The organism is Gottfriedia acidiceleris (genome assembly GCF_036421055.1).
GTDB classification, from domain to species: domain Bacteria; phylum Bacillota; class Bacilli; order Bacillales; family Bacillaceae_G; genus Gottfriedia; species Gottfriedia acidiceleris_C.
The window spans coordinates 238304-250757 of sequence record NZ_JAZGQS010000008.1 but is presented as its reverse complement, the minus strand read 5'-3'; the positions used below and the strand labels follow the sequence as shown (position 1 = coordinate 250757).

The window sequence follows — 12454 nt, the reverse complement described above, 5'->3', positions numbered from 1 at the left end:
CAAAGAAGTTACTTTAAACAGTAACTTCTTTGCTTTTTATTAATCAATTTCATTGAGAAATAAACATTTGTGTCCAAGCATTTGAACGTGAATCATAACCAACGCCAATTTGATTCAAATTGCCATTTAAAATGTTTGCACGGTGACCAGCGCTATTCATCCATGCTTTTACTACTTCTTCTGGTGTCTTTTGTCCTTTTGCAATGTTTTCTGCAGCAGCTTTATAAGAAATATTGAATTTTTTCATCATATCAAAAGGTGATCCATAAGTCGGGCTATTATGGTCAAAATAGTTTTTATCAGTCATTTCTTGTGATTTGATGCGTGATACTTTTGATAATTCATTGTTTATTTTGAATGGTTTTAACCCTGTTTTTGATCGTTCAACGTTTGTTAATTCAACAACTTTTGATTCAAATACAGATAATGCTGTAGAGGTTGTAGTAGTTTGATTTTTTGTAGTTGTAATAGAAGTAGTTGGTTTATATGTTGTAGTAGATGACTTTGTAACTGGCTTTTTAATTGTAACCTTTTTTACATATTTTACACTTGTCCATCCTTTTGTTTTTCCAGATGTAATATATACCCATTGATTCGATTTACGTGTTACTTTTACTGTCTTTCCTTTCGTTAGTTTGCCGACAACTTTATATTTTGTTCCAATTCCAGAATGGACTTTTAATGTTTTTGCAGTAACTTGTCCTTTATAACTTACTTTTGTATAGTTGACTTTCTTTACAGTAGCTGCATTTACTTTTGAACCTTGTGATCCAAATAATAAAGCGCCAGCTAAAACTGTTAAAGTAATTGTTTTGTTCATTTTAATTCCCCCATTTAATTTATTAAAATTTATAAGATGAGTCATAAAATTCTTTTGGAAGTTCCGTTTCCCCGGGAACACTATTAAATTTAACAGTTATTCATTTGATGGATGTCTCAAATTTAAAATTGAATCATATATAAAAGAAATTGACAGTGATATCTGGTTGATATAGATAGTTTTTATTGAAGGAAATTTAACAAATTTTAACTGTTACCTTTAGCAAAATAAGTCATAGTGGGTCGTAAAAACTTTAAACCTTTCAAGTTAGATGTGGACAAATAAATTATCAATAAAAAACCTAGTCATCTATGGCGACTAGGTTTTAAAAAATCTAATAATCATTTTGTAATGCGTCTCTTCCTTCTTCACCAGTGCGGATTTTTATCGCGTTTTCGATAGGGTATACAAATATTTTTCCATCTCCAGGTTTTCCAGTTTTTAACACTCTTTTTGCTTCGTCGATTACAGCTTGAACAGGTACGTCACATACGACTATTTCAACTTTTATTTTTTCATGTAAATTAATCGTTCGTTTTTTCCCTCGATAGACTTCCGTATAGCCTGATTGCATTCCGCATCCTAAAACGTTCGTTACGGTCATTCCAGTGATTCCTACTTTTGAAAGAGCATCTTTTAAAACATCAAATTTATCTGGCCGAGTAATGATTTCAATTTTTGTTAATTTTGCAGTCATTAGTATCCCTCCTTATATACTTGCGTCGTGATATGCTTTTTCTCCGTGTATGCTTAAGTCAAGGCCGAGGTTTTCTTCTTCTTGATCGACACGAATGCGGATGAAAAAGCCTATAACTTTCACAATTAAAAAGGTAATAACTCCTGCAAAAAGATAGGTTGCTAAGATAGCGAGTAGTTGTTTCCAAAGAAGTGATATATCTCCGTAAAAAAGTCCATTTGCACCAGCGCTATTTACTGATTTTGTGGCGAATAATCCTGTTGCAATAGCTCCCCATGTCCCACCGATTCCGTGGCAACCGAATGCGTCTAAAGCATCGTCATATCCGAATTTATATTTTAAGTATGTTACTGCTAAAAAGCATATGATTCCACCTAAAAATCCAATTACGATTGATGAAAGAGGTGTGACAAATCCGCAAGCAGGTGTAATTGCTACTAATCCAGCTACAGCACCACTAACTCCACCTAAAATAGTAGGCTTTTTATTTACGTACCATTCCACTAGTACCCAAGCTACTGAAGCTGCGGCAGCTGCAGTATTTGTAGTAATGAATGCAGTTAATGCCACATCATTTAATGTTAATGCACTACCTACATTAAATCCGAACCATCCAAACCATAATAGTCCTGCACCTAATACAGTTAGTGGTAAATGATGAGGTGATGTAGAGCCGAAATCTCGCCTTTTGCCAAGAAGTAGAGCCAGAACTAAACCTGAAACACCTGAGGAAATATGGACAACTGTTCCGCCAGCGAAGTCTAAAGCACCGAGATTACGAAGCCAACCATCCACGCCCCAAACCCAGTGTGCTAATGGATCGTAAACAAATGTTGTCCATAAAAGAGTAAATAATAGAAATGCTGAAAATTTCATACGTTCAGCAAAGGCACCTGATATAAGAGCAGGAGTTAAAATTGCAAACATTAGTTGGAACATCATGAAAAGATTATGAGGGACTGTTGCGCTGTAGTGATCATTTGGAGTAAAACCAACATCCTTTAATGCTGCCCAAGAAAAGTTACCAATCAAATGATTAAAATCTGGACCGAATGCTAAAGAGTAGCCAATTAACACCCACTGGATTGATACGATTGCCATAGCAGAATAGCTATGCATTGTAGTACTTAACACATTTTTGCTTTTAACCATTCCGCCGTAAAAAAGTGCTAAACCAGGTGTCATAATCATGACTAAAACGGTTGAAATAAAAAGAAACACACTATCCGCAGCTTGAATACCATTCATCTTCATTCCCCATTTCTTTAATGTTAGTTTTTATAACATTAAATGTTATATAAGTTATCATATTCAGAATATATGCAAATTTCAATAAAAATTTCGTTAAAATACCAAAAAAATATATAAAATTATATTGAAAACGCTAACATTATTCTAGTTTGTTAGAAAATCTAACATAACGTAAATGGGTGAATAAAAATACAGACTCAATTTATGAGTCTGTATCTTCTATTTGCAAGATTAAAAAGTCGGTCTCTAATAGATCAACACCAATTGAATCAGATTCAGTTGCAAACTGTTCGCCATTCCATACATTTGTAATTCTTCTTTTACCTAAATTTATTGGTACTTTAACTGATTGTTTTTCGTTTGAGTTATTTATAATAATAAAAAAATGAAATTGATTGTTCTTTCTTTCATACATAACAATGTCAGGTTGGTCAGATTGTACCCAATTAAACTCACCGTCATTTTCTAAAACTGAGTATTTTTTTCTTATCGAAATCAATTTTTTTATTGAATTAAAGATACTTAAATTATATTTTGATTTGTCCCATAACATACAGCTTCGGCATTCGGGGTCATTTCCACCTTGTAGACCAATTTCATCTCCGTAGTAGATACAAGGAGTTCCAAAGAAAGTAAATAAAAAGACATATAATAGGATCACTCTTTTTTCATTTTGATTACATTGTGTCAGTATTCTAGGTGTATCATGTGACCCTAATACATTGAAGAGTGCTTTGACTACAGGTAATGGATATTGAGCGATTAAATCATTAATCGAATATTGAAATTGTGTCTTTGAAATTGATTGGTATCCGAAATAAGCCAAAAGAGATTTCATTAGAGGATAATTCATAACAGAATCGAATTCGTCGCCTCTTAGCCATGGCATTGCATGGTGCCAAATCTCGCCTACAATAAATAAATCATTTTTTAGTTCCTTCATTTTTTTATTAAATTCTTTCCAAAAATAATGATCGATTTCGTTTGCAACATCTAAACGCCAACCATCTATATTAAATTCTTTTATCCAATAAGAACCTATTTCTAATAAAAAATTCTGTACTTCTTTATTTTCTGTATTAAGTTTTGGCATTTCCTTTACAAAAGAAAAAGTTTCATAAGCTTGATTGTTTTGTTCATCTTTAAAAAAGTGAAACCACTCAAAAAAGGCGGATTCCCTTCCGTTTTGCAATGCGTCCTGAAAGGGGGGGAAGGATGCACTCGTATGGTTAAATACTGCATCAAGCATTACTCGAATATTATTTTCATGACATTTTTCGATTAATGTTTTTAAGACTTTTTCATCTCCAAAAGTAGGATCTATCCTAAAATAATTGATAGTATCATATTTATGATTTGAATTTGCTTCAAAAATAGGAGTTAAATAAATCCCGGATATTCCTAAATGCTTAAGATAATCTATTTTTTGAATAACACCTTCTAAATCACCACCAAAATAGCTTGAACTCGTTGGTAGAGTAGAGCCCCACGGAGTCGAATTGATTGGATTATTTTTATTATTTCCACTAGCAAATCGATCGGGGAAAATTTGATACCAAATCGTATCATTAATCCAACTAGGAGGTGATATTAAATTATTTTTATGGAGAAAAGGCAATGTAAAACAGTTTGCCTGATCATGAAAGTTAAAATTGTTTGAAAATCCGCCTTCACCATAAATAAGAGAATCTCGCTCATTTTTTAAAAGAAATTGATATTTCATTCGTTTATTTGGAGGGTTAACATTTACTTCCCAGTAGTCAAATAGTTCTGTGGAAAAGGCAAGATACATGGAGAGTGGCGATTCAATTTGCCAACCTGAATCATTAAATTTGAATGGATCTCCGAAATAAAAAATAATTTCTGTGCAATCACCTTTTTTTGTTCGAATTCTTATACGATAGGTTTTATCATCTATTGAAAAAGCATATTGATCATATGGCTGATGATATATTGATTCAATTTGCATGATCCCACCCTTTATTTTAGTATTATTAATATCTGTATGGAATTAACTTGCTATCTAATTTAGTAACAGTATAATTAAATAGTGTGTGCAATCGCTTCCATTTATATGAAATTTAATTTAACATTTGAAATTCATTGTAATATTTTGCAAAATAATGTAGAGAGTGAAATTTTTGTACATGCGAGTGTCTTGCAGGGGGAGAAAAAATGAGGCGATTTGGTTTTTTAATACTAGTGTCTGTACTATTTTTAAGTACATTACCAAGTATTAGTTTTGCAGAAAAAAATACAACTGATCTAAGAAAAGAAATGATTTATCGAATTTTAGTTGATCGTTTTTTTGATGGTAATCCTATGAATGATAAAAATACAGACCCGAAGGATTTAAATAAATCTCAGGGTGGGGATTTAGAGGGTATTACCCAAAAATTAGATTATCTTAAGGATTTTGGATATAATGCAATTTCTATTTCACCTATTTTTGAGAATGATGCAAATTCATATGATGGATTCTCAGTCGTTAATTTTAGGAAAATTGATCCAAGATTCGGAACAAATAAAGAACTTAAGAAGTTAGTTAAAGAAGCGCATAAACGTAAGATAAAAGTTTATCTTGATTTTGTAACAAATAATGCTTCGCCAAATAGTGTACTTGCTAAAAAAACGGATTGGTTTAATCCTGAAAATAGTACAAGTTCAGAAAAGAAATGGATAAATGGGTTACCTGATTTCAATCAAGAAAACAATGAAGTAGCTAATTACTTAATCGAAACAGCTAAGTATTGGATGGATCAAGCTAATTTTGACGGATATAATTTACAAGAAGTAAATAATGCACCTGTTTCTTTTTGGGAATCATTTAACAAAGAAATAAAAATGAAAAATCCAAATTTCATTTTATTTGCTGATTTAAATGCTTCAAGTGATATAGATCTTAATAAATATAAAAATTTAGGTTTTAATGGAATTTATAATGTAGATTCAGTAGCGGATTTGGCAAATACATTTTCTTCACAAAATCAATCATTAACTGACATAATGAAGCAACAAGCTGATTTAAATAAGCAATTAGGCTCGACATTAATAATTAACTATGTAGATGATGAAATGACAAAGCGTTTTGTTTCAGTAGCTGTAGCAAAAGGGCAGTATCCACCTTCAAGATTAAAATTGGCGCTTGCATATTTGTTTACAACACCAGGGATTCCGTTGACGTATTACGGGACAGAAATTGCACTAAATGGTGGAAATATCCCTGATAATCGAAAAGGTATGGATTTCCGTACTGATGAAGATTTTTCAAAATATATTAAAAAACTGACCGAATTAAGAAGAACTTTACCGTCACTTTCTGATGGCGATTTTGAAGTACTATATGATGATTCTAAAGGTATGACTTTAATTAAAAGACATTATAATAATGAAACAACAATCGTTGCAATAAATAATACTTCCCTAGATCAAAAAGTTCATTTAGATTTTGATGTCGTTAAAAAATCAAATGAATTAAGAGGAATGTTAAGTGATGACTTGGTTCGCCCAAATAAAAAAGGATTTGATATAGTCCTTAAAAGAGAATCTTCAAATGTTTATGCAGTTGCACCTAAAACTAGTTTAAACATTGGAGTGATTATTGCAATTCCATCTATTTTTGTTGCGTTTATCATCTTTTTATGGTTTGCAAGAAGACGTAATAATGAAGAGAAATAAATACTAGTCAATTGAGCTTAGAATACTTGAAATGCTTTTGGTCTTTTTAGTATTCTAAGCAAATTAGAAAAGATTAAATCCACTAGATTCCAGTATAATAAACGGGACATCGACTTGTGAAGGAAGATGTCTTTTAAGTAAAGTCTACATCTAAAGTGAAAATGATAACGTTTACATTCATTCGTGAATAAGGGGAATTAAAATGACGATTACAATTAAGGATGTTGCGAAGAAAGCGAATGTAGCACCTTCAACGGTGTCTCGAGTTATCTCAAACAACCCTAGAATTAGTGAAAAAACAAAAAGAAAAGTTAGAAAAGTAATGGATGAACTAAACTATCATCCCAATTTAAATGCAAGGTCATTGGCTAATCGATCTACGAAATCTATTGGATTAGTTTTGCCACCAGCACTAGATACATCATTTCATAATCCTTTTTTTGCAGAAGTAATAAGAGGTGTGACAGCGTATTCGAATCAAAAAGATTATTCTCTTTATTTTATTACAGGGAACAACGAAGAAGAAGTTGAGCAAACTGTGATTAAAACAATTAGAGGTAGAAGAGTCGATGGAATTATTCTACTTTACTCAAAGGAAAATGATAAGATTATTGATTATTTGAACGAAAATAATTTTCCTTTTGTATTAGTTGGGAAGCCATATCATTCAATTGAGGAGATAACATATATTGATAACGATAATTATGCTGCTGCTAGAGATGTTACGAATTATTTAATTGAATATGGACATCGCCAAATTGCGTTTGTTGGAGGAGAAAGTAATCTTCTAGTAACCCAAAACCGTTTACGTGGTTTCCAAGATACAATGCAATTAAACGGACTTTCAGTAAATGAAGAAGAAATTATATTTACATCATTTACGAGAGACGGTGGAAGAAAAGCAGTAAATCAATTGCTAGAACTAAAGGAACTTCCGACTGCAATTGTTGTAACTGATGATGTATTAGCATTAGGAATTATAAGTGTATTAAGCGAACATAATATTTCAGTCCCTAATAATATTTCAATTATTAGCTTTAATAACGCAATTTTTGCAGAGTTAGCAAACCCACCATTAACATCTGTAGATATTAATATTTATCAATTAGGCAACGAAGCAGCAAAAAATATAATTTCAAAAATTGAAGAACCAGATGATACTGAAAAAAGTATTATCGTTCCATATAAAATAGTAGCTCGTGGTACATGTATAAAAAATGAGAGATTAACTTTAGTAAGTAGCTAATTAAATTTTATAAAAGTAAAAAAAAGAGGATGATTAGTTTCATCCTCTTTTAATTATGTATATATTTATCGGTAATTTAAAAATTGAACATCAATTGATAAATCTGCAGCCTTTACAGCAGCGATAATTGATTGTAAATCATCTCTACTTTTTGCAGTCACACGGATTTGATCATCTTGAATTTGTGATTTTACTTTTAATCCACTATTTTTAATGATTGTATTGATCTTTTTTGCATTCTCTTTATCAATACCTTGAACTAATTTAGCTCTTTGTCTTACAGTACCACCTGAAGCACCTTCAACTTTACTGTAGTCTAGGTTTTTAATTGGAACATTGCGTTTAATTAATTTATTAATTAAAACGTCTTTTAATTGCTCTAATTTATAATCATCATCAGAAACTAATACTAGTTCCTCTTTTTCTAATGTGATTGAGCTTTTGCTTCCTTTAAAGTCATAGCGAGTTGCGATTTCTTTCGTAGCAAGTTGAATCGCATTCGAGACTTCTGGTAAGTCAACTTTTGAAACAATATCAAATGAACTTTCTTTTGACATAGATAGAATCCCTCCAATTCGTTAATACTTGTATTATAGTGTATGATAGACGAAGTAACAAACTTTCAGGTTAGCATGATATAATAATTTTTAGTTTGAAAGTTAAGAGAGGATGTAACAAAAAATGAGTTTACAAGCAGGAGAGATTGTAACTTTAGTTTGCAGTCGAGAAACGGATATTGGGTATATGCTTGTCCAAGATCAAGAAGAAGTTTTTTTACATAAAAATGAGGCATCTGGTGAAATTGAAATAGATCAAGAAGTAACTGTATTCTTATATCATGATTCTAAAGGTAGACTTTCTGCAACGATGGAAATGCCATTCATTACAACAGAAAGCTATGGATTTGCAAAAGTAGTAGATAAACTTGATGGAGTGGGTGTTTTTGTAAACATCGGCATTTCAAAAGATATCCTTTTAGAAAAAGGTGACCTTCCACCTCTTCAAGAAGTTTGGCCTGAAGAAGGCGATGAAATTTTTTGTACGTTAAAACAAACAAACAAAGGTAGACTATTAATTAAAATTGCTACTGAACCAGTCATGAGAGAGTTCTCTGTGCCCGCTGAACCTAGTATGCTTAATAAAAATGTTACAGGAATCATTTATCGTACTTTAAGAGTGGGTTCCTATATTTTAACGGATGAACGATTCATAGGTTTTATCCATGAATCACAGCGAAAAACTGAACCTCGTATTGGTGAAAGAGTCAGTGGACGCATTATTGATGTTAAAGATGATGGAAGTATTAACGTATCACTTTTACCAAGGGTGCATGAGGGGTTAGATCAAGAGGCAAATGAGATTTATGAATATATGATGAGTCGTGGTGGGGCAATGCCTTACTGGGATAAAAGCGACGCAGAGGATATTAAGGTAAGATTTAAAATTAGTAAGGCTTCATTTAAACGAGCGATGGGTAGATTATTAAAAGAAAATAAAATCTATCAAGAAGACGGTTGGACATACGCAAAAGAACTGTTTGAGAAGAAAGAGCAATAATTATATTTTGAAGCCACTTCACTGAATGAAGTGGTTTTTTTGCTATTTTTTTACAATTAACAGGCATACTAAACATATGAATGTTTAGGAGGCTTAAAGGTGAATGACAAAAAAGAATTGTTAATAAAAGTTCTTGTAGTAATATTTGGTGCATTTATGAATGCATTTGCGATGAATTGTTTTTTAATTCCTGTCAGCGTTTATTCAAGTGGTTTTTCTGGTTTAGCACAGTTACTTTCTAATTTATTAAATGATTTTACACCTTTTTCGGCTTCTACTGGTATTTTACTTGCAATCTTAAATATCCCAGTCATCATTTTAGCATGGAAAAAAATAGGTCGATCTTTTACTTATTTTACGATTTTAAGCGTTGGAATTACGACGTTATTTTTAGAAGTAATCCCAGTAACGCCTTTATTCTCAAAAGACATTTTACTAAATGCGGTATTTGGTGGATTAATTGTTGCCGTTGGAATTGGTTATACATTAAAGTTTGGTGCTTCAACAGGTGGATTAGATATTGTTGCACTAGTATTATCCCGTTCGAAAGGAAAACCAGTTGGTACATACTTCTTCCTGTTTAATGCTTTAATTATCTTAACAGCGGGCTATATTTATGGAATGGAGAAAGCACTTTATACACTAATTAACCTGTACGTAACGTCTAGATTCATTGATGCAATTCATACTAGTCATATTAAAGTAACTGCCTTTATTGTTACAACAAAAGGTGACGAGTTGCGTAAAGAAATCCATTCGAAGCTAGTGCGAGGAATTACTGCGATTAATGCAAAAGGTGCCTTTACGAATCAAGATAAACAAATATTAATGATGGTATTATCACGTTACGAGCTATATCATCTATCGAAAGTCATTAAATCGGTTGATGAAAAGGCGTTTACAAATATCGTCCAAACAATTGATGTATTTGGAGAATTTAGGAAGTTTTAAGAGTATAATTTTATTAGAAAAAATCATAAAAAACTGTTCAAACTTTACCAAAATTAATGGAAAAGTTGAACAGTTTTATTTTTTGAATCTTATTAATAATAAGGCTTTTTCAAGTTTAGAAAGTTCTTATTGTCTTTCAGAAAGATTTAAATATACTTAAACTATTGGATGAAATTCTACTTGTTTTGAATAGTTTAAAACATTTTTTAAATATTAAAGATGATCGACACTTTTAGAAAAAGATTTCTTACCAGCTTGTGCATTTTTTCTTTCTTGTGCATTTTTCTTTTCTCTTATAGCGTTATTATCTTTTGCTTTTTTGTCATTATCACTAGTAGGCATAATTAAGCTCCTTTATAAGAAATTATAATGTTAGGTTTGCCTTTATCACTCTAATTATGTATGTGTGTTCGTTTTTACATTTTGGCTTTTGTGAAACAACTTATGATGTTCTACAGAGGAAAGTTTTTTAATATAGAGAGAAGTTTTATTTTTTTTGAGGAGGAAACAGAGTTGGTGGAAAGAAATAAAGAGCTTTTATTAAAGCTAGTTGTAGTAATGATTGGTGGTTTCTTAAATGCGTTTGCAATGAATTGCTTTTTAATCCCTGCTAATGTTTATTCAAGTGGTTTTGCAGGTCTAGCGCAGTTACTTTCAAATATTATTACTGACTACACTCCGTTTACTGCAACTACGGGGATTCTTTTAGCGTTGTTAAATATTCCTGTTATCGTCTTAGCATGGAAAAAAGTTGGACGTTCTTTTACGTTTTTTAGTTTCTTTAGTGTAGGAATCATGACATTATTTTTAGAAATCTTACCTGTTAAACCGATTTTTTCAGATGATATTCTTCTTAATGCAGTTTTTGGTGGTTTAATTGCAGCGATCGGAATTGGAATGACATTAAAATTTGGTGGATCTACAGGTGGGTTGGATATTATCGCCTTAGTTCTTTCAAAATCCAAAGGGAAACCAGTTGGAACCTATTTCTTTTTGTTTAATGCAATTATCATCATTACAGCTGGCCAGCTATATGGCATGGAAAAAGCTCTTTATACTTTAATCAATTTATATGTTACTACTCGTGTGATTGATAGTGTTCATACAAGTCATGTTAAGCTAACGGCAATGATTGTTACAACAAAAGGTGAAGAGCTTAGAAAAGAGATTCATGCGAAACTTGTGCGAGGAATTACACAAATGAATGCTACAGGAGCATTTACTAAACAAGATAAAGATATTTTAATGATTGTTTTATCTCGTTATGAATTATATGATTTGGAGAGAATTATAAAAAGGGTAGATCCTAAAGCTTTTACAAATGTGGTACAAACCGTTGATGTTTTAGGGGAATTTAGAAAGATGTAAATAGATAAAGACTAGCAAAACGTTTAAATTTGCTAGTCTTTTTTTGAATTATTTCAATTTAGGATTTTCGGGTTTTTGTTTTCCTTTTAGTTCATCAAAAATTGAACTAGTACTTTGCGTATTCATGCTTAATTTATTATTATTAAGTTGAAACCCGTACGACTCCATTAATGTTTTAAACTCTCTAATTGTTAATGGTTTCGCATCCTCGGCTAATTCGAATCCTAATAAGCCATTAGGTTCAATTGTAGCAAACTTAATATCATCAAATTTATAAATTCCTTCATTTCGAATACGCATTTCTAATTGATCAACCGTTAAACGTAACTTTTTTAAATTTCTAACATTCACCTTCCCGTTTTCTACTACAATTTTTGATTTTCCTGTAAAAAATTTTTCAAGAGTATTCGATTTCATCTGCAAAAACTCTAATGCAAGTAGAGTTAATACAAATACTGAGGCAGAAATAATTGTTTTACTTAAACCTTTTTCAATAATTGGTGTAACGATAATTGTACCAATCGAAATCATAACAATCGTTTGGGGCAATGTCATTTGTGCTATTGATTTTCTTCCTGCTATTCTTAATAGTAAAATGCCAGCTAAAATTAGTATGAATGAATGTAAAATTGTTTGCATCATGTTAATTCCCCTTTCAAATATGGGTAAAGAGTACATGTGTCTTTATAAAGCTCTATTATTTTTTATAAAATTTTAATGATTAGATAAATACTTAATTAATTTTTCTTTTAATTTTAAGATTTATGCATTTGTTTCTAATAACAGACTGTTGATGTATAAACCCTATAGAAAGATTTAAATAAAAAGTAAGTCTTTTGTCCCAAACTTCAGTATGTAGATAAAGTAAAAACGATAAAAGAGTTTA

Annotated in this window: 12 protein-coding genes; 5 read left to right on the top strand and 7 right to left on the bottom strand. The window is 31.3% G+C overall.

Translation table 11 applies throughout. The annotated features are described in order from the left end of the window. Positions 1-49: 49 nt before the first annotated feature. The 4 genes from RAH41_RS14505 to RAH41_RS14490 form a co-directional block, all read right to left on the bottom strand. Complete coding sequence (locus RAH41_RS14505) at positions 50-820, bottom strand: CAP domain-containing protein (RefSeq protein ID WP_331223405.1); 771 nt, start codon at positions 818-820, stop codon at positions 50-52. A gap of 334 nt (positions 821-1154) precedes the next feature. Continuing rightward, positions 1155-1517, bottom strand: coding sequence for a P-II family nitrogen regulator (locus RAH41_RS14500; RefSeq protein WP_069032963.1), 363 nt, complete (start codon positions 1515-1517; stop codon positions 1155-1157). Between the two features lie 12 nt (positions 1518-1529). Next, positions 1530-2756 (bottom strand): ammonium transporter, encoded by a 1227-nt coding sequence (locus RAH41_RS14495; RefSeq protein WP_331223417.1) that lies wholly within the window; start codon positions 2754-2756, stop codon positions 1530-1532. A gap of 214 nt (positions 2757-2970) precedes the next feature. Beyond that, a complete protein-coding gene (locus tag RAH41_RS14490; protein ID WP_331223403.1) occupies positions 2971-4737 on the bottom strand; it encodes a glycoside hydrolase family 13 protein in 1767 nt (588 codons plus the stop codon). Positions 4738-4943: 206 nt separating this feature from the next. Between RAH41_RS14490 and RAH41_RS14485 the strand changes: the two genes are divergently transcribed. Continuing rightward, positions 4944-6446, top strand: a complete 1503-nt coding sequence (locus RAH41_RS14485) for an alpha-amylase family glycosyl hydrolase (protein ID WP_331223401.1) — start codon at positions 4944-4946, stop codon at positions 6444-6446. A gap of 202 nt (positions 6447-6648) precedes the next feature. Further along, the gene (locus RAH41_RS14480; RefSeq protein WP_331223399.1) at positions 6649-7692 is read left to right on the top strand and encodes a LacI family DNA-binding transcriptional regulator; all 1044 of its coding nucleotides are present in this window, start codon (positions 6649-6651) and stop codon (positions 7690-7692) included. Positions 7693-7757: 65 nt separating this feature from the next. Here the strand turns inward: RAH41_RS14480 and RAH41_RS14475 are convergent, their stop codons facing one another. After that, positions 7758-8249: a YajQ family cyclic di-GMP-binding protein gene (locus RAH41_RS14475; RefSeq protein WP_331223397.1), complete on the bottom strand. Its 492-nt coding sequence runs from the start codon at positions 8247-8249 to the stop codon at positions 7758-7760. Between the two features lie 124 nt (positions 8250-8373). Between RAH41_RS14475 and RAH41_RS14470 the strand changes: the two genes are divergently transcribed. Together RAH41_RS14470 and RAH41_RS14465 are read left to right on the top strand one after the other, a co-directional pair. Beyond that, entirely contained in the window at positions 8374-9249 is an 876-nt protein-coding gene (locus RAH41_RS14470) for a S1 RNA-binding domain-containing protein (protein ID WP_331223395.1), read from the top strand. A gap of 99 nt (positions 9250-9348) precedes the next feature. Continuing rightward, positions 9349-10200, top strand: coding sequence for a YitT family protein (locus tag RAH41_RS14465; protein WP_331223393.1), 852 nt, complete (start codon positions 9349-9351; stop codon positions 10198-10200). Between the two features lie 213 nt (positions 10201-10413). Here RAH41_RS14465 and RAH41_RS14460 read toward each other — a convergent pair whose 3' ends face one another. Beyond that, a complete protein-coding gene (locus RAH41_RS14460) occupies positions 10414-10542 on the bottom strand; it encodes a DUF3941 domain-containing protein (protein ID WP_084006800.1) in 129 nt (42 codons plus the stop codon). 216 nt (positions 10543-10758) lie between these two features. Here RAH41_RS14460 and RAH41_RS14455 point away from each other — a divergent pair, with 216 nt between their 5' ends. Next, positions 10759-11568, top strand: a complete 810-nt coding sequence (locus RAH41_RS14455; protein WP_331223416.1) for a YitT family protein — start codon at positions 10759-10761, stop codon at positions 11566-11568. Positions 11569-11616: 48 nt separating this feature from the next. Here RAH41_RS14455 and RAH41_RS14450 read toward each other — a convergent pair whose 3' ends face one another. Then, entirely contained in the window at positions 11617-12207 is a 591-nt protein-coding gene (locus tag RAH41_RS14450) for a DUF421 domain-containing protein (RefSeq protein ID WP_331223415.1), read from the bottom strand. Between the last annotated feature and the right edge of the window lie 247 nt (positions 12208-12454).